Source organism: Acinetobacter brisouioides (assembly GCF_004331075.1).
Classification (GTDB): Bacteria; Pseudomonadota; Gammaproteobacteria; order Pseudomonadales; family Moraxellaceae; genus Acinetobacter.
In genome coordinates this window covers 450,885-471,821 of record NZ_SJNX01000001.1, presented here as the reverse complement: position 1 = coordinate 471,821, position 20,937 = coordinate 450,885, and the positions used below count along the sequence as shown (strand labels likewise).

At 43.5% G+C, this 20,937-nt stretch carries 18 protein-coding genes; 13 read left to right on the top strand and 5 right to left on the bottom strand.

Annotated elements, in window-relative coordinates:
- The first annotated feature begins 38 nt into the window (after window positions 1–38).
- The 8 genes from pcaK to E0H77_RS02175 all read left to right on the top strand — a co-directional run bounded on the left by pcaK (window position 39) and on the right by E0H77_RS02175 (window position 9,786).
- Window positions 39–1,394, top strand: a complete 1,356-nt coding sequence (gene pcaK / locus E0H77_RS02210) for a 4-hydroxybenzoate transporter PcaK (protein WP_131374663.1) — start codon at window positions 39–41, stop codon at window positions 1,392–1,394.
- Between the two features lie 13 nt (window positions 1,395–1,407).
- Window positions 1,408–1,806, top strand: coding sequence for a 4-carboxymuconolactone decarboxylase (gene pcaC / locus E0H77_RS02205; RefSeq protein WP_131374661.1), 399 nt, complete (start codon window positions 1,408–1,410; stop codon window positions 1,804–1,806).
- Window positions 1,807–1,843: 37 nt separating this feature from the next.
- Window positions 1,844–2,569 carry a protocatechuate 3,4-dioxygenase subunit beta gene (gene pcaH / locus E0H77_RS02200; protein WP_131314575.1) on the top strand — a complete coding sequence of 242 codons (726 nt, stop codon included), beginning with the start codon at window positions 1,844–1,846 and terminating at the stop codon, window positions 2,567–2,569.
- Between the two features lie 17 nt (window positions 2,570–2,586).
- A complete protein-coding gene (gene pcaG, locus E0H77_RS02195; protein WP_131374659.1) occupies window positions 2,587–3,216 on the top strand; it encodes a protocatechuate 3,4-dioxygenase subunit alpha in 630 nt (209 codons plus the stop codon).
- A 51-nt stretch (window positions 3,217–3,267) separates the two neighbouring features.
- Window positions 3,268–4,119: a type I 3-dehydroquinate dehydratase gene (gene aroD, locus E0H77_RS02190; RefSeq protein ID WP_131374657.1), complete on the top strand. Its 852-nt coding sequence runs from the start codon at window positions 3,268–3,270 to the stop codon at window positions 4,117–4,119.
- A 28-nt stretch (window positions 4,120–4,147) separates the two neighbouring features.
- Window positions 4,148–5,608 carry a right-handed parallel beta-helix repeat-containing protein gene (locus E0H77_RS02185; RefSeq protein ID WP_131374655.1) on the top strand — a complete coding sequence of 487 codons (1,461 nt, stop codon included), beginning with the start codon at window positions 4,148–4,150 and terminating at the stop codon, window positions 5,606–5,608.
- Between the two features lie 65 nt (window positions 5,609–5,673).
- Window positions 5,674–6,990, top strand: coding sequence for a carbohydrate porin (locus E0H77_RS02180; RefSeq protein WP_131374653.1), 1,317 nt, complete (start codon window positions 5,674–5,676; stop codon window positions 6,988–6,990).
- Between the two features lie 360 nt (window positions 6,991–7,350).
- Entirely contained in the window at window positions 7,351–9,786 is a 2,436-nt protein-coding gene (locus E0H77_RS02175; protein ID WP_131374651.1) for a glucose/quinate/shikimate family membrane-bound PQQ-dependent dehydrogenase, read from the top strand.
- Window positions 9,787–10,174: 388 nt separating this feature from the next.
- Here the strand turns inward: E0H77_RS02175 and E0H77_RS02170 are convergent, their stop codons facing one another.
- A complete protein-coding gene (locus tag E0H77_RS02170; RefSeq protein WP_131374649.1) occupies window positions 10,175–10,372 on the bottom strand; it encodes a heavy-metal-associated domain-containing protein in 198 nt (65 codons plus the stop codon).
- Window positions 10,373–10,554: 182 nt separating this feature from the next.
- Here E0H77_RS02170 and E0H77_RS02165 point away from each other — a divergent pair, with 182 nt between their 5' ends.
- The 3 genes from E0H77_RS02165 to E0H77_RS02155 all read left to right on the top strand — a co-directional run bounded on the left by E0H77_RS02165 (window position 10,555) and on the right by E0H77_RS02155 (window position 14,706).
- A complete protein-coding gene (locus tag E0H77_RS02165; RefSeq protein ID WP_131374647.1) occupies window positions 10,555–13,032 on the top strand; it encodes a heavy metal translocating P-type ATPase in 2,478 nt (825 codons plus the stop codon).
- Window positions 13,029–13,427 (top strand): Cu(I)-responsive transcriptional regulator, encoded by a 399-nt coding sequence (gene cueR / locus E0H77_RS02160; protein ID WP_131374645.1) that lies wholly within the window; start codon window positions 13,029–13,031, stop codon window positions 13,425–13,427. Before E0H77_RS02165 ends, cueR begins: the two co-directional genes overlap by 4 nt.
- 79 nt (window positions 13,428–13,506) lie before the next feature.
- Complete coding sequence (locus E0H77_RS02155) at window positions 13,507–14,706, top strand: amino acid aminotransferase (RefSeq protein WP_131374643.1); 1,200 nt, start codon at window positions 13,507–13,509, stop codon at window positions 14,704–14,706.
- 349 nt (window positions 14,707–15,055) lie between these two features.
- On the opposite strand, the gene E0H77_RS02150 is transcribed toward E0H77_RS02155, so the two are convergent.
- Window positions 15,056–16,234, bottom strand: a complete 1,179-nt coding sequence (locus E0H77_RS02150; RefSeq protein ID WP_131374641.1) for a YbfB/YjiJ family MFS transporter — start codon at window positions 16,232–16,234, stop codon at window positions 15,056–15,058.
- A 189-nt stretch (window positions 16,235–16,423) separates the two neighbouring features.
- Here E0H77_RS02150 and E0H77_RS02145 point away from each other — a divergent pair, with 189 nt between their 5' ends.
- Complete coding sequence (locus E0H77_RS02145; RefSeq protein WP_131374639.1) at window positions 16,424–17,002, top strand: DJ-1/PfpI family protein; 579 nt, start codon at window positions 16,424–16,426, stop codon at window positions 17,000–17,002.
- 86 nt (window positions 17,003–17,088) lie between these two features.
- On the opposite strand, the gene E0H77_RS02140 is transcribed toward E0H77_RS02145, so the two are convergent.
- Together E0H77_RS02140 and lpxO are read right to left on the bottom strand one after the other, a co-directional pair.
- Complete coding sequence (locus tag E0H77_RS02140) at window positions 17,089–17,754, bottom strand: YajG family lipoprotein (RefSeq protein ID WP_131374637.1); 666 nt, start codon at window positions 17,752–17,754, stop codon at window positions 17,089–17,091.
- A gap of 151 nt (window positions 17,755–17,905) precedes the next feature.
- Window positions 17,906–18,811 carry a lipid A hydroxylase LpxO gene (gene lpxO, locus E0H77_RS02135; RefSeq protein ID WP_131374635.1) on the bottom strand — a complete coding sequence of 302 codons (906 nt, stop codon included), beginning with the start codon at window positions 18,809–18,811 and terminating at the stop codon, window positions 17,906–17,908.
- A gap of 665 nt (window positions 18,812–19,476) precedes the next feature.
- Between lpxO and sbmA the strand changes: the two genes are divergently transcribed.
- Window positions 19,477–20,673: a peptide antibiotic transporter SbmA gene (sbmA, locus tag E0H77_RS02130; protein WP_131374633.1), complete on the top strand. Its 1,197-nt coding sequence runs from the start codon at window positions 19,477–19,479 to the stop codon at window positions 20,671–20,673.
- 77 nt (window positions 20,674–20,750) lie between these two features.
- Here sbmA and E0H77_RS13720 read toward each other — a convergent pair whose 3' ends face one another.
- The gene (locus E0H77_RS13720; protein WP_165491474.1) at window positions 20,751–20,912 is read right to left on the bottom strand and encodes a hypothetical protein; all 162 of its coding nucleotides are present in this window, start codon (window positions 20,910–20,912) and stop codon (window positions 20,751–20,753) included.
- Between the last annotated feature and the right edge of the window lie 25 nt (window positions 20,913–20,937).

Genomic DNA, 20,937 nt, shown 5'->3' with positions numbered 1-20,937 from the left:
CCACTGTTTTAAAAGGATTTTCGCCTAAGGAGGCAACTATGGCGTCTCAGGATACCTCTCGCCCGAATGTGAGCATGGATGCACAAGCACTAATTAATGATTCACCATTAAGTGCTTATCAGTGGATGATTGCTGCAATTTGTTTTTTCATTGTTTTTCTAGATGGTATCGACACTGCTGCCATGGGCTTTATTGCCCCTGCATTGGCACAGGACTGGGGGCTTGACCGTTCTCAGTTGGGTCCTGTGATGAGTGCTGCACTTGGCGGCATGATCATCGGTGCATTGGTCTCAGGGCCAACAGCTGACCGTTTTGGTCGTAAGGCGGTACTGTCATTTTCCATGCTGATTTTTGGTGGTTTTACCATCGGCTGTGCTTATGCCAACAATCTCGATACTTTGGTTGTTTTGCGTTTCTTGACCGGAATCGGGTTGGGGGCAGCTATGCCAAACGCCACCACACTGTTTTCTGAATATTGTCCAACGCGCATTCGTTCATTACTCGTGACCTGTATGTTCTGTGGTTACAACTTGGGTATGGCGATTGGCGGCTTTTTAAGTAGCTGGATGATTCCACACTTTGGCTGGCACAGCTTATTCCTGTTTGGTGGCTGGAGCCCAATGATTCTGACCTTCTTCGTGGTTGGTTTCTTGCCAGAGTCTTATCGCTTCTTGATTGTTCGTGGTGGCAATAGCGAAAAAGTTCGCAAAATTTTGAGCCGTATTGCACCAACTCAAGTTCAGAACGTGACTGAGTTTCATGTGCCTGAAGAAAAAAGTGCAGGGCAGCAAAAGCAAAACGTGTTTTCGATGCTCTTTTCGCCAACATACATCAAAGGCACGTTATTGCTTTGGCTCACCTATTTCATGGGTTTGGTGATGATTTACCTGCTCACCAGCTGGTTGCCAACCTTGATGCGTGAAACTGGCGCGAGTATGGAACGTGCAGCCTTTATTGGTGGTCTGTTCCAGTTCGGTGGTGTGCTTAGTGCGTTGTTTATTGGCTGGGCTATGGATCGCTTTAACCCGAACCGCATTATTGCAGGGTTTTATTTGGCGGCTGGTGTCTTTGCATTCACCGTGGGTCAAAGCCTGAGTAGCCCGATATTGCTTGCAGTCTTGGTGCTTTGCGCAGGTGTTGCAATCAATGGTGCACAGTCTTCTATGCCAGCACTCAGTGCGCGTTTTTACCCAACCCAATGCCGTGCAACAGGTGTGGCGTGGATGTCAGGGATCGGGCGTTTCGGTGCGGTGTTTGGAGCATGGATTGGCGCAGTGCTTTTAGGTCAACACTGGTCATTTACTGCAATTCTGAGCATGTTGCTGATTCCGGCGACCGCTGCCGCAGTGTCTATTTTTGTCAAATCACTGGTTGCACATACTGATGCAACCTAATGAGGGTTTTCTTATGAATGATGATGAACGCTACAAACAAGGTATTCAAGTTCGCACGGAAGTTTTAGGCGAAAAGCACGTCAACCGTTCGATTGAAAACCTGAATGACTTCAATAGCGACTTTCAAAATTTTATTAGCCGTTTTGCTTGGGGTGAAGTGTGGTCTCGCCCTGGCATGCCACGCCATACCCGTAGTCTGGTGACTATGGCGGTGTTGTTGGCACTTGGTCGTGAAGCGGAGTTACGTATGCATATTCGTGCCTGCTTTAACAATGGTGTCACTCAAGATGACCTCAAAGAATTATTTCTTCACTGTTCATTGTATGCAGGTTTGCCAGCAGCAAATGCCGCGATGCATATGGCAGAAGAGGTATTTAAAGAGCTAGGAATTTCACCTAGCCAGCAAACGTAATGGATGCAATTTTTTTAAAATTTAAAGGAGAAATATGATGTCTCAGATTATTTGGGGTGCCTACGCACAGCGTAATACAGATCATCATCCGCCAGCACATACACCAGGCTATAAAACCAGTGTGTTACGTTCGCCAAGCAATGCCTTGATTTCAATTGCGGAAACGCTTACTGAAGTGACAGCACCACATTTTAGTCCAAATCAGTTTGGCCCTAAAGATAACGACTTAATCTTAAATTATGCAAAAGATGGTTTGCCAGTTGGTGAACGAGTCATTGTGCATGGTTATGTGCGCGATCAGTTTGGTCGCCCTGTAAAAAATGCATTACTTGAAGTTTGGCAAGCCAACGCTTCAGGTCGTTATCGCCATCCAAATGATCAGTTTATTGGTGCGATTGACCCTAACTTTGGTGGTTGTGGTCGTATGTTGACCGATGAAAACGGTTACTTTGTTTTCCGTACCATCAAGCCAGGCCCATATCCGTGGCGTAACCGTATCAATGAATGGCGTCCTGCGCATATTCACTTCTCTTTAATTGCAGATGGTTGGGCACAGCGCCTGATTTCACAGCTTTATTTTGAAGGCGATACATTAATTGATTCTTGTCCAATTATTAAAACGATTCCTTTAGAAGAACAACGTCGTGCCCTGATTGCTTTAGAAGATAAGAGCAATTTTATTGAAGCAGATAGCCGTTGCTACCGTTTCGACATCACCTTGCGTGGGCGCCGTGCAACGTACTTCGAAAATGATTTAACTTAATGGATGGAGTAGAAAAAATGAATGGCTGGAATTTTCAAGAATTAGCAGAAACCCCATCTCAAACAGGTGGCCCTTACGTACATATTGGTCTGTTGCCAAAACAAGCCAACATTGAAGTGTTTGACAACAATTTCAATAACAATCTTTTGCAAGAACACACTCAGGGCGAACGTATTCGCCTTGAAGGTCAGGTTTTTGACGGTCTAGGTTTGCCGCTTCGTGATGTGTTGGTTGAAATCTGGCAAGCCGATGCCAATGGCGTTTACCCAAGCCAAGCCGACATTCAGGGCAAAACTGCTGACCCACATTTTCAAGGTTGGGGGCGTGCAGGTGCTGATTTCCAGACTGGCGTATGGCACTTTGACACCATTAAACCAGGTGCAGTTCCAGGGCGCAAAGGTACACAGCAAGCACCGCATATTGCTTTAATCATTTTTGCACGTGGTATCAACTTAGGTCTCAATACCCGTGTGTATTTTGAAGATGAAGCTGAAGCGAATGCCAAAGACCCAATCTTGACAGGTATTGAGTGGGCGCCACGTCGCAACACTTTGGTGGCTAAACGTGAAGAGCGTGATGGTCAGGTGGTTTATCGCTTTGATATTCGTATCCAAGGCGAAAACGAAACCGTATTTTTTGATATCTAAGCTGTACGCTGTGTGGTTATGCCACACAGCGACATTACACAAGGAATGGTAATGATGAACATCAAACACAAAGTACTTCAGATGGCACTAGCATGCAGCATGTTGGGGGCAGCATCCGTTGCGTTGGCACAACCATTGACGGCAGATCATTATGTCGTGAAAAATGTTGATATTGGTGTGATGCCAGTGAAGACCATTGTGCCGATTACAGCACAAACTGCTGATGAGGCGATTGCGCAGGCAAAAGTGATTGCCAGCAACCCGAATGCAGATATTGCTGAATTCCGTATTGATTTGTTGAACTTTGCAACTGATACCAAACAGGTGATTGCATTAGGACAGCAGCTCAATCAAATCTTAAAAGACAAACCACTCCTTGCAACAATTCGTACTGCCAACGAAGGCGGTAAACTTAAAGTCAGTGATGAAGAATACGGCAAAATCTATAGCACGTATTTGAAAAAACCGTTTATGCAATTGCTTGATATTGAAATGTTCCGTGATGCGAAAGTCGTGCGTAAAGTGACGGATTTGGCACATGAAAAACATGTTTTGGTGGTGATGTCGAATCATGATTTTGCCAAAACACCAAGCGAGCAGGAAATTGTTGATCGTCTGCTAAAACAAGACCAAATGGGCGCAGATATTTTAAAAATTGCAGTCATGCCACAGTCTAAAGCCGATGTGTTTACCTTGATGAACGCAACATTAAAAGTGAGTCAACAAAGCAAAAAACCATTGTTAACCATGTCAATGGGACGCTTGGGCACGATTTCCAGAATTGCAACAGCAAGTTCAGGAGGGAGCTTAAGTTTCGGCATGATTGGTCAGGCTTCAGCACCAGGTCAAATTGATGTGACCCAGCTTCGCCAGTTCTTACAAACTGTACAACCCACACCATAATAAAAACTGAATTAAAGGAATATCTGGAATGAAAGCAATTTCTTTACGAGTGACCGCACTAAGTTTAGGACTATTGGCTTCAGGTTGGGCGGCTGCTTCAACCTACGTGGTTGATCGCTATCAGGATGACCAGAATCAGGGATCATTGCGCTGGGCAATTGAACAGTCCAATGCCAATCCATCAGATGACAATCAAATCTTGATTCAGGCAGTGGGTAAAGCACCTTATAGCATTAAGGTAAATTCACCACTTCCTGAAATTAAAGGCCCTGTAAAAATCATTGGAACACAATGGGACAAAACGGGCGAGTTTATTGCCATTGATGGTTCTAACTATATTCAGGGCGAAGGGGCAAAAGCCTGTCCAGGTGCTATGCCTGGGCAATATGGTACTAACGTACGCACGATGACTTTGCCGGGTCTGGTACTACGTGATACACATCATGTTGTCCTGAAAGGTCTGGATATTCATCGTTTCTGTATTGGTATTTTGGTCAACCGTTCGAGCAATAACCTGATTCAGCATAACCGTATTAGCAATAACTACGGTGGCGCTGGGGTGATGTTTACGGGAGATGATGGCAAGGGTAATCCAACCTCAACCACGACCAACAATAATAAATTCTTGGACAATATCCTTCAGGATAATGGTGATGGTTTAGAGCTGACTCGTGGCGCAGCGTTTAACCTGATTGCCAATAATTTGTTTACCAACACCAAAGCCAACCCAGAGCCATCACAAGGCATTGAAATCTTGTGGGGCAATGACAACGCAGTTGTCGGCAACAAATTTGAAAACTATTCAGATGGTTTGCAAATTAACTGGGGCAAGCGCAACTACGTGGCCTATAACGAATTGACTGCCAATTCAACAGGTTTCAACCTAACTGGCGATGGCAACATCTTTGACGGCAACAAAGTGCATGGTAACCGTATTGGTATCGCACTGCGTTCAGAAAAAGATGCCAATGCACACATTACATTGACCAAAAACCAGATTTGGGACAACGGTAAAGACATCAAACGCTGTGAAGCGGGTGGTTCTTGTGTGCCGAATCAGCGTCTGGGTGCGATCGTGTTTGGTGTGCCAGCACTTGAACACGAAGGTTTTGTTGGTTCGCGCGGTGGCGGTGTGGTGATTGATCCGAAGAATCTGCAAAAAACCTGTACTGAGCCAACTCAGCAAGGTTGTAATGCTCAGCCAAACCAATGGATTCAAGCACCTAAACTGACTGCACATCAGGGGCAGCTTATGGTGAGTTTCAAAGGTCAGGCGAACCAGCGTTACCGCGTGGAGTTCTTTGGTAACCGCAACGCACAGTCTAAAGAAGCAGAACAATTTGTAGGTGCAGCAACAGTTGCAACCAACGCACAAGGTCAAGCCACTTTGACTTGGAAACCAACCGAGAAATTTGCCAATTACACCGCAAATATCACAGATCATCTCGGTGCAAGTTCAGAACTCAGCCAACCAGTAAAACTAAAATGATGAAATATAGGCACTTTGACATCAGGTTAGAGTGCCTAACCCGATTAGGCTAAGGATAAGCAAATATGAAAAAAGTTAATTTAATTAAAATGAGTGCAGTTTCACTCGCAATTTTATGTAGCCATGCCGCTTTGGCAAATGAGCCATGGTCACAAGATCGTCAATGGTTATTGGGGGATTGGAATGGTAACCGTCAACAACTAGAAGATAAAGGCTACAAGTTTACCGCATCTATCATGAGTCAAGCTGCGACCAATATTGATGGCGGCTACAATGATAGCAATACGGCTACTGTTGCATCACAGCTGACCCTTGGGGCAAATTTCGATTTAAATAAAATCGCAGGTTGGAATGATACAACAGCAGGCATCATGATTACCAAACGTGATGGTAATGCGCTAACCAATGAACGGATTAAAGACCCTCGTTCTACCACGCTAGGTAATTCACAAGAGATTTATGGACGTGGAAAAATATGGCGTTTGACCCAAGCATGGGTGAAAAAAGGCTTTGATGACAACAAGGTTCAAATCAAAGCAGGTCGTATGGGTATGTCAGATGACTTTAACAGCTCACAATGTGAGTTCCAGAACTTGCTGCTTTGTGGTGGTCAGCTGGGCAAGTCGATTGGTTCAATCTGGTATAACTGGCCAGTCAGTGTATGGGCAGCCAATGTCAAATACCAATTCGCACCTGAGTGGTCGCTGGGTGTCGGGGTTTATGAAGTTAATCCAGATAACATTAAAACCCAGTCCGCCAGCGATGGTTTTAATCTTGGTATGAACAATGTTCAGGGTGCAACGATTCCTGTTGAGTTGGCATGGAAACCAAAGCTCAATGGCTTACCTGGTGAATATAAAATCGGTGCATTGTACTCAACGGCTGAAGCCAAAGACATCAAAACCGCAGGTAAAGTCCATGATGGCAAACACAGTTTCTGGTTGAACTCACAGCAACAGTTGACCCAACGCGGTGATGACTCGAAACGTGGTTTGTATGTCGGTTTCAATGCCGTATTCAATGACAAAGCCACCACATTTGTCCAAAGCACCCAACAGTTAGCATTTTGGTACAAGGGTATGTTTGATAGCCGTCCAGCCGACACTATTGCACTCGGTTTCGCGCGCTATGATGTCAATAACCGTGCCCGTGACAAAGAAATTGCAACCGACATTAGCCGTGGTTACTTCTCTTATAATCCGACCGCAAGCAACTATGTTCCAATACAACGCAGCGAGTTGAATGTGGAATTAAACTATACCTATCAATGGTCACCTGCGGTCATGATCCGTCCAAACTTGCAATATATCTACCAACCAGCAGGGGTGAAAGAAGTTGATGATGCTTGGGTTGCAGGTTTAAGTGTTCGTGTAAATTTCTAATCTGGACTTAGGGCTTGCTGGGCTTTCAGAGGTCAATGCCCAGCAAGATCTCACCATAGTTTCGACGATCGCGCATTCTTTTTCGGTTTTGGATTGTGTATAGATTCAAAACGACTGTTTTTAAACTGCGCTACTTTTTGTGCTGATGAAATTTTTACTAAAAAATCTTATCAGTCTCATCAAGATGAAAGGAATCATCGTGGCTATAACGAAGGAGTGAAGCCGTTTTTATGCCAAGTGGTGTAAAGGCGATTTTTTGGTTTTTGTTTTGGCGCATTGTGCAAATCGGTTGCAGCATCACAAGATGCTGTTCTGTATCAGATGGAAAACTGATTTGACATCAAAACTGGAGATAGTTGTATGTCTGATTCATATACTCAGCCACACCCCATATTTAAGATATGGTGTGCGATCTTAGGATTGGCATTGCTGGCTACAGGTTTATTTTATGTGATTGGTGGTGGCAAGCTGATCGGTCTCGGTGGCTCTTGGTACTTCTTACTCGCAGGGATTTTTATTACCCTTGCGGCTATTCTCATGTTGAGAAGAAAAGCACTCAGTGGGTTTATTTATGCGGGTGTATTTGTTGTAACGCTGATTTGGTCTTTGTTCGACAAAGGTTGGGATTTCTGGGGCTTGTTCTCTAACCTCATGTTCCCATCTGGGTTATTTGTTGCCATCATGTTGACGCTGCCGAGCTTACGCTGTTATGAGCAAAAAGCACGGTGTACAGCACCTGCATATGGTTCAGGTTTGGTCGTTCTTGTGGGGATGTTGGTGGCATTGTATCAAATGTTCCAACCGCATCCGACCGTTGCAGCATCAGGTCAGGCATTGCCTTTAGTTCCTGTAGATGCAACAAAACAGCAAAAAAACTGGGATCACTATGGTAGTGATGCAGGTGGTAGTCGTTTTGCCGCATTAGATCAGATTAACCGCAATAACGTCAAAGACCTGAAAGTAGCATGGACTTACCGTACAGGTGACATGACCACAGGTACGGGGAATGGCGCAGAAGATCAGGAAACACCATTACAAGTCGGCAATAAAGTGTTCTTGTGTACCCCACATAACAACGTGATTGCGGTTGATGCAGACACGGGTAAACAGTTGTGGAAAGCGGGAGTGAATTCAAAAGCCGATGCATGGGAACGCTGTCGTGGTGTTGCTTATTTTGATTCAACGCAAGCCATCGAACAACCAAAATTGGCAGGTGCAACACCTGTAACCGCAGTTGCCAACAATACAGCTTGTCCTCGTCGTGTTTATACAAATACACCAGATGGACGTTTAATTGCGATTAATGCCGACAATGGTCAACGCTGTGAAGACTTTGGTGATCATGGTACTGTGAATTTGCTAGAAGGCATGGGAGGTGGTACGAAAGCCCCTCGCTTTGAAGTCACTTCTGCTCCGACACTGGCAGGTACAACACTGGTTGTGGGGAGTCGAGTTGCCGATAACGTTGCCGCAGATATGCCGGGGGGTGTAATCCGTGGTTATGACGTGATCACAGGTAAATTACGCTGGGCATTTGATGCACGTAACCCAAATCCAAACTATGTGTTAAAACCAGGCGAAACTTACAAACGTAGTTCCGCAAACTCTTGGGCGCCAATGTCTTATGACCCGAAAATGAATACTGTATTCTTGCCAATGGGCAGTTCATCGGTAGATGTTTGGGGTGGGAACCGTAATGCACTAGATCACAAATATAATACTTCTGTGTTGGCGCTTGATGCGACAACAGGGAAAGAAAAATGGGTTTACCAAACTGTACATAATGACCTTTGGGACTTTGACTTACCAATGCAACCAAGCTTGGTCGATTTCCCAATGAAAGATGGCACAACTAAACCTGCTGTCGTGATTGGTACGAAATCTGGTCAGTTCTTTGTCCTTGACCGTGTTACAGGTAAACCACTGACCAAAGTGGTTGAGCAACCTGTAAAAGTTGCAGACATTCCAGACGAACAATATTCAAAAAACCAACCGCGTTCAGTTGAAATGCCACAACTTGGCAATCAGACTTTAAAAGAGTCTGACATGTGGGGCGCAACACCATTTGACCAGTTGATGTGTCGTATTAACTTTAAATCTATGCGTTACGATGGTTTGTTCACTGCACCAGGTACTGATGTTTCTCTCAGCTTCCCGGGTTCTTTGGGTGGCATGAACTGGGGTAGCATCTCGTTTGACCCAACACATCGTTATATGTTTGTGAACGACATGCGTTTAGGTTTATGGATTCAGTTGATTAAACAAACGCCTGAAGACATTAAAATCCAAGCGAGTGGTGGCGAGAAAGTCAACACAGGTATGGGTGCTGTACCAATGAAAGGTACACCGTACAAAGTCAACAAAAACCGCTTCATGTCAGCATTGGGTATCCCATGTCAAAAACCGCCATTTGGTACCATGACTGCGATTGACATGAAAACTCGTCAAATCGCGTGGCAAGTACCATTGGGTACAGTCGAAGACACTGGACCTCTAGGTTTCAAAATGGGCTTGAAAGCACCGATTGGTATGCCAACCATTGGTGGTTCAATGGCAACTCAAGGTGGCTTGGTGTTCTTCGCTGCAACACAAGACTATTACTTACGTGCTTTTGATTCATCAACAGGGAAAGAGTTGTGGAAAACACGCTTGCCTGTCGGTAGCCAAGGTACGCCAATGAGCTACATTTCACCAAAAACAGGAAAACAATACATCGTGATTTCTGCAGGCGGTGCGCGTCAATCACCAGATCATGGTGACTACGTAGTGGCTTATGCGTTGCCTGACAAAAAATAAGTGAGGCGCTGTGTCTAGTTGCTTGCAGCTAGACCAGAGACTCAACAAAAATGGGCTGATCTTGGTGATCAGCCCATTTTTTATGGATATGAATAGAATCTAACGCGGCACAGAAAAACTTATAAATCTAAAAATAATCATGATTTCAACAGAACAACTAAAACACAGTACAAAAGTGCAGATTTGTGAGGACGTTATTTGTTGCAGACATGCTATAGATACATATTATCCATCCAGATGGAGAACATGGCATGAGTATTAAGAAAAGACCCTTGTTATGAGATAAAAGACCGCGGAATAGAGAAGTTTAATTCAGGATCAAATCCATAATTAAAATTAAAAGATTTGGGTATGCGACGTGTCATACCCAAAAGCTCAAGCTGAAGCATTATGCTTTCAGAACAGGTGGGAAACCATCTTCTGTTAAAGCTTCAGTGAGTTGTTCAACACTGGCACTGGTTTGGACGTCGACCAGTTTGCTTGCAACATCAATATTGACCTGTGCATTGGGGTCAAGATCTTTAATAGTTGCTGTAACGCTACGGGCACAGCCGCCACAAGTCATATTGGCAATTTCAAATTTCATGATTGCTGCCTGATTTGAAGAAGAGAATTGTATTGTAAAGCTTACCCTCATGGTAAGGTCAAGTGGCTTTAAATCAGAATATTTTAAATCTGTATCTTGACCTTGCCATTATGTCAAGGTTTAAGCTAAAACCTGTATTTTTAAGATCAATACAATCCCTGTTTACAGCATGAGGAAACAGTATGAGTCAGTCACAACATCAATATCATCAGTCGCTTGAGATCGAAGGCATGACCTGCGCCTCGTGTGTAGGGCGGGTGGAAAAAGCTTTAAAAAAAGTGGAAGGTGTCGCTGATGTTGCGGTGAACTTAGCGACTGAAAAGGCCATGATCCATAGCGATGTGCTTGTATCGCGTGAAGCTTTAGTGCATGCGGTAGAACGTGCAGGCTATGAGGTTCGTAGTCAACCCGAACAGGTTTTTGAGTTAAATATTCAGGGCATGACTTGTGCTTCATGTGTTGGACGAGTTGAAAAAGCCTTAAAAAAAGTTGAAGGTGTTAGTGATGCGACAGTGAACCTTGCGACAGAAAAAGCCACGGTACATGCACATTTAACCGATGCGAGTGCTTTACTCACCGCCGTACATAAAGCAGGTTATGAGGCACAGTTACAGCCGCAGCATACAACGCAGCCGAGCAATGAACTGGGCGAACGCCGTGAACAGGAAGCCAACCAGTTAAAACGTGACTTATTGATTTCAGCATGTTTAAGCTTGCCTGTGTTTATTCTGGAAATGGGTGGGCATTTAATTCCAGCCTTTCATCATTGGGTGATGCAGCACATCGGCATGCAAAACAGTTGGTGGCTACAATTTGTCTTGACCACGCTGGTGTTGATTTTCCCAGGACGACGTTTTTATCAAAAGGGCATTCCTGCCTTATTGCGCTTTGCCCCCGATATGAATTCACTGGTTGCGGTAGGCACGCTGGCTGCCTATGGCTTTTCTTGCGTAGCGACCTTCGCACCGACTTGGCTCCCTGAGAACAATGTAAATGTATACTTTGAATCGGCAGCGGTGATTGTGACCCTGATTCTGCTTGGTCGTTATTTGGAAGCCAAAGCCAAAGGACGCACTTCGCAAGCGATTCAGCATTTACTCGGTTTACAGCCAAAAACTGCGCGGGTTATTCAAGATGGACAAGTGCAAGAAGTTGAAATTTCACAAGTACAACTGGGGATGCAACTACTGATTCAACCAGGGGAGAAAATTCCTGTTGATGCAACAGTGATCGAAGGACAAAGTTTTGTCGATGAATCCATGATCACGGGCGAACCGATTCCTGTGGCGAAAAATGTAGGTATGACCGTGGTGGCAGGTACGATTAACCAACAAGGTTCGCTGACCATTCAAGCCACTGCCGTTGGTGCGAATACTGTTTTGTCACAAATTATTCGTTTGGTGGAGCAGGCACAAGGTTCCAAGTTACCGATTCAGGCTTTGGTGGATCGAGTGACCATGTGGTTTGTGCCTGTGGTGATGGGCTTGGCACTCCTGACTTTTGTCGTGTGGTTTTTCATCGGGCCTGAGCCTGCCTTAAGCCTGAGTTTGGTCAATGCGGTTGCGGTGCTGATTATTGCTTGCCCATGTGCAATGGGTTTGGCAACACCAACTTCAATTATGGTCAGTACAGGGCGTGGTGCGGAACTAGGAGTTTTATTTAAACAGGGTGAAGCCTTACAGCAATTGCAGGAAACTCAAATTGTTGCAGTAGATAAAACAGGAACCGTCACTGAAGGTAAACCAACACTGACCGATTTTATAGCGCTTGATCCAAATCAAACTCAACACATTTTACAGGTTGTAGCAGCAGTAGAAGCCAAATCAGAACACCCAATTGCAGTGGCGATTGTGCAACATGCACAGCGGCAAGGACTAGAGTTGTTAGCTGTTGAACAGTTTCAGGCATTGACGGGTTATGGCGTTGAAGCAACCGTCAATCAGCAGCAGATTCATTTGGGTGCAGCCCGTTTAATGCAGCAATTGGGTTTAAATGTCGAAGTCTTTTCTGAACAGGTACAGCAGTTGGCGGAGCAAGGTAAAACCCCGATTTATGCCGCGATTGATCGAGAGTTAGTGGCGATGCTGGTGGTATCTGACCCGATTAAGCCAAGCAGCTACAGTGCAATTCAAAATCTACATAAACTGGGTTTAAAAGTTGCCATGATTACTGGTGATCATCATGTTACGGCACAGGCGATAGCCAAGCAGTTGGGCATAGATGAAGTGATTGCTGAAGTGTTGCCAGAAGGTAAGGTCAACGCCGTACAGCAGTTGCAGCAGAAATATGGCAAATTGGCTTTTGTCGGAGACGGTATTAATGATGCACCCGCTTTGGCAGCAGCCGATATCGGTATTGCCGTGGGAACAGGAACGGATGTTGCGATTGAATCTGCCGATGTGGTGCTGATGTCTGGCAACCTGCAAGGAGTGAGCAATGCGATTGCACTGAGCCAAGCCACCATTCGCAATATTCGCCAAAACCTGTTTTGGGCATTTATATATAACGCAGCGCTGATTCCTGTGGCAGCAGGGGTATTGTATCCAGCCTATGGCATTTTACTGTCACCGATGTTTGCGGCATTTGCCATGGGTATGTCATCGGTGTTTGTGTTGGGCAATGCCTTGCGCTTAAAACGCTTTCGGGGAGTTTTTGCATGAATATCGGGCAAGTTGCCAAACAGACAGGGTTGTCGAGCAAGATGATTCGTTACTATGAAGAAGTCGGATTGTTGCCCAATATTCAACGCACCAGTGCAGGTTATCGAGTTTATAACACCCAAGATCTTCAAGCCCTGCGTTTTATTCGTCATGCGCGAACACTGGATTTTTCAGTGGAGCAAATCAAGGAATTACTCAGTTTATGGCGCAATCAGTCGCGACAGAGTGCTGAAGTCAAACAGTTGGCACTGGCACATATCCAGCAGTTACAGCAGCGTATCGCAGCATTGCAAAACATGGTGGAAATTTTGCAGCACACCGCAGATTGCTGCGCGGGGAATGAAACCGCAGATTGTCCGATTCTTGAACAGATCGAACATGGACAAAAGGATTGAATAGTTGGCTAAAAAATCAGCGTCAAAATGGTGCGATCTGTGTTTATAATGCTAAGGCAACCATCAGGATAGATAGTCTATGTTTCAGCATGTTGAGCCTTATGCAGGCGACCCGATTTTAACTTTAATGGAAAAATTCCAAAAAGACGAACGCAACAATAAAGTCAATTTAAGTATTGGTTTGTATTACACCGAAGAAGGGATTGTGCCGCAGTTAAATGCTGTGAAACAAGCTGCACTGCGCACCAATCAAGACGTGGATAAAGCCAAGCTGTATTTGCCAATGTCAGGCTTAAAATCTTACTGCGATATTACCCAAGAATTGTTATTGGGTGCAGACAGCCAAGCGCGTGCAGAACAACGTGCAGTGACCATTCAGACTTTGGGTGGTTCAGGTGCGCTGAAAGTCGGTGCAGACTTCCTGCATAAATATTTCCCAAACTCTAAAGTGTGGGTCAGCCGTCCAACATGGGAAAACCACATTGCGATTTTCCAAGGTTCAGGCTTTGAAGTAGCGGAGTATCCATACTTTGATGCCAACACCAATGGCGTTGCATTTGACGAGATGTTGGCGTGCTTAAAACAAATTCCAGAGCAAGATGTTGTGTTGTTACACCCTTGCTGTCATAACCCGACAGGTGCAGATTTGACTCCTGAGCAATGGGATCAAGTGATCGCCGTATTACTTGAACGCAACCTCATTCCATTTCTGGATATTGCATATCAAGGCTTTGCAGAAGATCTCGATAAAGATGCCTATGCAATTCGTGCGCTAGACCGTGCAGGTGCAAAATTCTTGCTCAGCAACTCATTCTCAAAAATCTTCTCGTTGTATGGCGAGCGTATTGGTGGGTTGACTGCAATTTGTGAATCGACTGAGTCAGCTGAACATGTCTTGGGGCAGTTCAAAGCCACTGTCCGTAAAATTTATTCAAGTCCGCCAACGACAGGTGCTGTTTTAGTCGATACCGTATTGCGTGATGATGCACTACGTCTGGACTGGCAAGAAGAGTTGCAAGAGATGTGTGACCGCATTACCAAAATGCGTACCATCTTGCGTGATGAGTTAACTCAACGTGTACCAGGTCGTGACTTTAGCTACTTGGTGAAACAACGTGGTATGTTCAGTTACACAGGCTTAACAGGCGAGCAAGCTGACATTTTACGTGAAGAATTCGCCATTTATTTGCTTCGCAGTGGTCGTATCTGTGTTGCAGGTTTGAACCAGAAAAACGTGTATTATGTGGCTGAATCAATTGCCAAAGTTTTGACACGTTAATCGGTGTAAAAACCAAAATGACCATATTAGGTTGATACAAATCAGTTAAGGGGTTTTTATAAACCCCTTAACTTTAGTTCGTGTACTATCACAAACCCTTTGTGAAGTTACGTTTCGGGATTTTTCCTGTTCTTTTGTTTCGCCAAATGAGAAGCGAAGCTTCGCAAGGAAAACCTTTTTGGGAGTAGTGTTTTCTTCCGCAAAACTCGGGGAATGCTTACATCTAATAAATAAGTCGCAGAAACATTATTTTTTAAAAAGACATCTTACCTCGGACAATTACGGATGACATTTCCGCGTATCATATAAAATCGTTAATTTAAAAATAACAGAGCTTCGTTCTAAAAAATTAAACAGTCATTTTTTTCGGGGTACGCCATGTCCAGAACAGTCCCCAAATAAAAGCCAATAAACCCACTGCAAAACTTTGTTGCAATGAACCACCATGTTCAATCCAGAGTTTTGCTAACCATGGGCCAAATAACTGCGCACCTGCATAAATGGTAATCATGGCTGCGGAAAGTTTCGGCCCTTGATGTGGCTGGAAAAAACGCGCCAAACGCTGGGTACACATGACTGAGCCAAGAAATCCAGCACCGACAAAGACCGCACAGCCTAAAACACCCCAAATATTCGGCATAAGCAAAATCAGTAACACGCCGAGCGCTTGTATCCAGTATGAACCAAGCAAAGCCTGACGATCTCCCCAACGCGTACCCAAACTGTTCCAGATGGGAATAAACAGTGAACAGGACAGCGAGGTAATTAACCAAACATTTTTCACTAAAACTGTATGCTCACCACCAACCTGATGTGCTAAAGCAGGCAAAAAGGTCATCGGTAAAATATAACCCAGACCTGCGCCAATATAAGAAATAAACAGTGGTGTACTGTTGGTATCAAACAGTTTTTGGCTTGCATATGCTGTTTTAACTTTCGGATGAATCTGGATTTTTGAGATTTGATATAGGCTAAATACCAGCAGCGGAATACAAGCGATGGCAATCGGCAGCCAGCGCCATTGCCCCGTAAAAAACGGAGCTGTCCAGTCCACCAAAATACCGCTGACGATTAATCCCAAACCTACACCAAAGTACACGAGACCACTTAAACGCGTCAGTTGATGTTCACTGAGCCATTCCAAAATCAGGGCAGGCGCAAGCACAAACACCAAGCCATTACTCATGCCATTGGCAAGGCGTAGCAATAACAGTGGTATATAAGCAGCGCTCAAACATTGCAGTATGGTTAGTGCGGCATTGATCACTAAACCAAAGCAGACATAACGTTTCAGTCGATCAGGTCGGTTTAAATAGACCGCCATTAATGCCCCAATCAAATAACCTAAATAATTACTGGTTGCGAGGTCTGCACCTTGGTTAATACTGATGAGATGATCTTGGATGAAATAGGGTAATAGCGGGGTAAAGGCAAAACGCCCAATGGCATGTACGAGCATTAAACTGCTAATCCCTGCAGCAATATAACCATAAGCCTGATAACGCAGTGAATGATCTACAGATGCCATTGCTTATCCCTCAGCATTTATATGTGATTTTTCCTATTTTTTATAGCATACGGTAAATAACTCGGGAAAAGAACCAGTATAAAAAATGGACAGGATCAACATTACATAAAGATATACAGGCAAAAATCCATTTTTCAGTGCAGTATGCTATTGTCTAAAAAATCATCCAAAAACAACACGGAGAATAATATGAGCAAGCAGCTACTCATGCTCGTTGGCGATTATGCAGAAGATTATGAAACTATGGTGCCTTTTCAGTTTTTGACAGGATTGGGCTATGTGGTGCATGCCGTTTGCCCAGATAAAAAATCAGGAGATCATATCGCGACCGCGATTCATGATTTTGAAGGTGAGCAGACTTATAGTGAAAAACGTGGGCATAATTTTGCCATTAACTACAACTTCGATGCAGTCAATCCTGAAAACTATGTTGGTTTAGTCATTCCGGGTGGACGTGCGCCTGAATACTTACGCATGAACGCACGTGTGGTAGAAATTGTACAAGCATTTGATGCTGCGCAAAAACCGATTGCAGCGGTCTGTCATGGAGCACAGTTATTGGCTGCTGCGAATGTATTGCAAGGAAAAACCTGTTCTGCGTATCCAGCCTGCGCTGTAGAAGTTAAACTCGCAGGTGGAACCTATGCCGATATTGCAGTGACAGACGCCGTAACCGATGGGCACTTGGTGACTGCACCTGCATGGCCTGCACATCCTGCTTGGTTGGCGCAATTTGTGAAGTTGCTTGGTGCTGAAATTCGGATTTAAAAGCGATCTTGAAAAAGATCAGATTGGAAAAACAGGCTGCAATGCAGCCTGTTTTTTGTCGTAACACATTGTCATTCTATTTTAAGTTAAGGTTGTTGTTTTTTTAGCTCACGAATCAATTGGGCTTCATAATCATCTAGAACCTGATTGATGTTGGCAATCCATTTGCTGCCATTGGCAATTTGGCCAGAATTGGTCACTTTGCTATAAATATGAATGGGTTGAGGAGAAGTTTTATTGTTGATCACATCACTGTCAATTTCAGAGTGAATTTTAATCGAGGTAAAACCAGGTTGAAACCAAGACCAAAACTTATTAATTTTTACAGTAAGAACCAAGTTTGCAGTGGCTTTATTGGCATCGGTATTTGGGACGACCTGATAACCTGATTGGGTTAAGGCACGTTCTACGCGCTGTTGTATAACCTGAGTCACACTCCCATCTTGCAATAAAATATCGCCTAAAGCATGCCCGTAACCATTGCGCTTGCGTGCGACTGCACGGGCTTTTTCATCTTGGGTTGCTTGTGCCAGACCACCTTTTAATGACGGAATATCTGGGGTTTTCGGCGCTTCCTGAAAAATACGGTCATCTTCAACCAGTGCAATCACGGCTGTATGTTGATTGCTTTGTTGTGGCGTTGTGACTGGAAGGGGTGTCGTTGCTGGCAGTTGAATTAGTCCTCGTGACGTAGCACAGCCAGTGAGCGTTACAGATAAGAGTAAGGTCAAATTTAAAAATATTTTTTGCATAATCATTTTCCATTGTTATTAAAATTGTATATTAATTCATCATAATATATTTAAAGTGATCTATGAAACACGATTGATGTGTTATTTTTCTAAAAAAGGATATAAAAAACCGCATCTTTCAATGCGGTTAAAATTTTTGTATTTTAAATACTTACAATAAACTTGGTAATAAAATGACACCAATAATCACTAAAAACAAAATCCATTTGATTAAATAATACATACGACGGTTTTTAGCTTTTAGCTCGCGGCCTTTGGCATGAATCGCATAAAAATATTTAAAAATACGGTTAATAAAGCCCGTCTGGTCTTGTGCATCGTTGGGTGACGCGGATGCCGACATGACATTGCGACCAAACCAGTGATTGAAGTTTTGTGCCCATTGCCATTTCATTGGACGTTCAATATCGCAAAACAAAATAATACGGGTTTGCTCTGCCTTGTTTTGTGCCCAGTGGACATAGGTTTCATCAAATACAGTCGCTTCACCATCGCGCCAGCTATAGCGCTCCTGATCAACTTCAATAAAACACTCATCACTATTGGGTGTGCTTAACCCCAAGTGATAACGTACTGAACCTGCATAGGGGTCACGGTGCTTACCCAAGTAGCTGCCTGAAGGTAATTCGGCAAACATGGCGGCTTTGACGGATGGAATTTTCTCTAAGATTGCGACAGTTTTTGGGCAAAGTTGTTGAGCTGAAGGGTGGCTGTCCTGATACCATTTTAGGTAAAAACGCTTCCAGCCACGCTTAAAGAAAGTATTAAAACCTGCGTCATTGTTACTTGAGGCCGCTTTAATTTGGCTTTGTAATGCAATGGCTTCGTCACGAATGATCTGCCAGTTATCCTGTAGTGGTTTCAGCTCAGGGAAGTCTTCAACTGGGTAAAACGGTTGAGCAGGCAAACGGGAAAAGCCCGTCATAAATATATTGACTGGACCTAAAAAGGTTGAATGATCAAATAGTTGGCGTGACAGCTTTAAGCGCTCTTTCCCCCGAAAATAGGTATAGAGCAAGCTAATCACAAAAATCGTTACAATAATAATCGCGTACATAAAAAAGAATCACCACCATAATCACAATCAATGCAGATTGTATTTTAGTTCATTCTAGCAGAATCAGGTTGTTGGCGGATTTTAAACTGAATTTGTCAGAATCATCATCAGTAAATTGTAAAAAATAATGGATTTTTCGATTAAATACAGCAATAAACTTGCAAAACAATGTCCTAAAAATGACACGGAATTTGTAACGATGCAAAGATGTGACGCGATAAAGTGACAAGCAATAGGCAGAATTACAAAAATGAATTTCCTTTTTTAGGCTTATTTTTGATAGGCTACGCCAATCTGATATCACATCTGCATTTGATTGCCCATGTAGACAATGGAGTGAATCCGATAGTATTCAGAATCTAAAAATAAAACAGACTTCTTTGATTAAGCCATTTTATGGCTCTTGTACTTTATTGAAATAGATTTGTATTGCTCAGGGAAAAAACAAAGAGACTGTATGTAAATCCTGATGAAAAAAACCGAATGTGTTTTAAATTGCTCATGAATAAAGATGAACATATTTGTACTTTTTTGATTGAGGTTTACAAAAAATAAAAACATCATGCCTAAGCGTTACTTACACTGTTTTTGCAACAGGTCCTCAGCTTAAACAGTTATAATCGGCTCAGGCAGAATTTCAAAATTAGATGGAATATCCCCACAGCATGTTTAAATCGTTTTTTCCTGCACCACGTGCATTTTTTCTTTCAGTTGTCGCATGGCTGTCGTTTAACCTGATCTTGTGGTATGCAGGTGGAAAGGCGTGGGGCACTTTACTGGGTTGGGCACAAGGTTATGCAGAAGCACCGTCGGCGGTCGGCGTGAGTCGCTTTTGGTCGCCTGCATTTTTATGGTTCTATATCTGGTTCTTGGTTGCAACCGCCATTTTTGCAGGTTTTTGGCATTTTTTCTCAGACAACAAATGGCAACGTTGGTCAGTCTGGGGATCCGCCCTTATTTTGTTTAATATTTGGTTTGGTGTGCAAGTCAGTGTCGCGGTCAATGCATGGTATGGTCCATTTTGGGACATGATCCAGAAAATGCTGGGAAGTGGCGGTGGCGACATCAAAGAGCTGTATATGGGGACATTAACGTTCTTATACATTGCCATGGTTGCGGTAACATTTGCAGTTTTGAACTCATTTTTGGTGAGTCATTATATTTTCCGTTGGCGTACTGCCATGAATGAATATTACAGCGAGCATTGGTTAAAATTACGCAATATAGAAGGCGCATCACAGCGGGTACAAGAAGATACCATGCGTTTTGCAACCACGATGGAAGATTTAGGTGTCCGCTTTGTCAAAGCGATTATGATCCTAATCGCCTTTTTACCGATTTTATTTCAGCTTTCGGCACATGTTCCTGCATTGCCAATCATTGGTGAAATTAAACATTCTTTAGTGTACGCAGCAGTGGTATGGGCGGCTTTTGGTACATTCCTGTTAATGTTTGTCGGTATTAAATTACCTGGTTTAGAATTTAATAATCAAAGGGTTGAAGCCGCTTACCGTAAAGAACTGGTGTATGGTGAAGACTGTATTGAACGTGCAGAGCCTGCGACACTTAGAGAGTTGTTCGGTCATGTCCGTAAAAACTATTTCCGTCTGTATTTTCACTATACTTACTTTAACTTGGTGAGTACGTGGTACATGCAGCTCGATGTCTTGTATAGCCTTGTGGTGCTGTTCCCATCCATCGCCGCAGGCAAAATGACTTTGGGTTTACTCAACCAGATTGGTAACGTGTTCGATAAAGTTCGTGAGTCATTTCAGTATTTGATTAGCTCATGGAAAACCATTATTGAACTGCTTTCGATTTATAAGCGTCTAAAAGCGTTTGAGTCGATTTTGCATAAATAATTAAAAAGTTATCGTGAAAAAAAGCCAGTCAATCAAAATATTGACTGGCTTTTTTTGTGCAGTAATCAAAAAAAGGCTTAATCAAAAATTTTTGCTAATCCATGAGCAATAACGCGTACAGCACCCATCAATAAATTATGTAAAAATTCGATGCATACTTCGCATACATCTATCCAATTATTTTTCCAAAAAGAAGATTCATTTTCGTTATTTTGAGATTCTGATATCGGATCTTGCATAAGCCACCTGAATATAAAAATGTAC

Coding starts and splice junctions, on each gene's coding strand:
- pcaK (WP_131374663.1), top strand. CDS start 39: ATGGCGTCTCAGGATACCTCTCGCCCGAATGTGAGCATGGATGCACAA.
- pcaC (WP_131374661.1), top strand. CDS start 1,408: ATGAATGATGATGAACGCTACAAACAAGGTATTCAAGTTCGCACGGAA.
- pcaH (WP_131314575.1), top strand. CDS start 1,844: ATGTCTCAGATTATTTGGGGTGCCTACGCACAGCGTAATACAGATCAT.
- pcaG (WP_131374659.1), top strand. CDS start 2,587: ATGAATGGCTGGAATTTTCAAGAATTAGCAGAAACCCCATCTCAAACA.
- aroD (WP_131374657.1), top strand. CDS start 3,268: ATGATGAACATCAAACACAAAGTACTTCAGATGGCACTAGCATGCAGC.
- E0H77_RS02185 (WP_131374655.1), top strand. CDS start 4,148: ATGAAAGCAATTTCTTTACGAGTGACCGCACTAAGTTTAGGACTATTG.
- E0H77_RS02180 (WP_131374653.1), top strand. CDS start 5,674: ATGAAAAAAGTTAATTTAATTAAAATGAGTGCAGTTTCACTCGCAATT.
- E0H77_RS02175 (WP_131374651.1), top strand. CDS start 7,351: ATGTCTGATTCATATACTCAGCCACACCCCATATTTAAGATATGGTGT.
- E0H77_RS02170 (WP_131374649.1), bottom strand. CDS start 10,372: ATGAAATTTGAAATTGCCAATATGACTTGTGGCGGCTGTGCCCGTAGC.
- E0H77_RS02165 (WP_131374647.1), top strand. CDS start 10,555: ATGAGTCAGTCACAACATCAATATCATCAGTCGCTTGAGATCGAAGGC.
- cueR (WP_131374645.1), top strand. CDS start 13,029: ATGAATATCGGGCAAGTTGCCAAACAGACAGGGTTGTCGAGCAAGATG.
- E0H77_RS02155 (WP_131374643.1), top strand. CDS start 13,507: ATGTTTCAGCATGTTGAGCCTTATGCAGGCGACCCGATTTTAACTTTA.
- E0H77_RS02150 (WP_131374641.1), bottom strand. CDS start 16,234: ATGGCATCTGTAGATCATTCACTGCGTTATCAGGCTTATGGTTATATT.
- E0H77_RS02145 (WP_131374639.1), top strand. CDS start 16,424: ATGAGCAAGCAGCTACTCATGCTCGTTGGCGATTATGCAGAAGATTAT.
- E0H77_RS02140 (WP_131374637.1), bottom strand. CDS start 17,754: ATGCAAAAAATATTTTTAAATTTGACCTTACTCTTATCTGTAACGCTC.
- lpxO (WP_131374635.1), bottom strand. CDS start 18,811: ATGTACGCGATTATTATTGTAACGATTTTTGTGATTAGCTTGCTCTAT.
- sbmA (WP_131374633.1), top strand. CDS start 19,477: ATGTTTAAATCGTTTTTTCCTGCACCACGTGCATTTTTTCTTTCAGTT.
- E0H77_RS13720 (WP_165491474.1), bottom strand. CDS start 20,912: ATGCAAGATCCGATATCAGAATCTCAAAATAACGAAAATGAATCTTCT.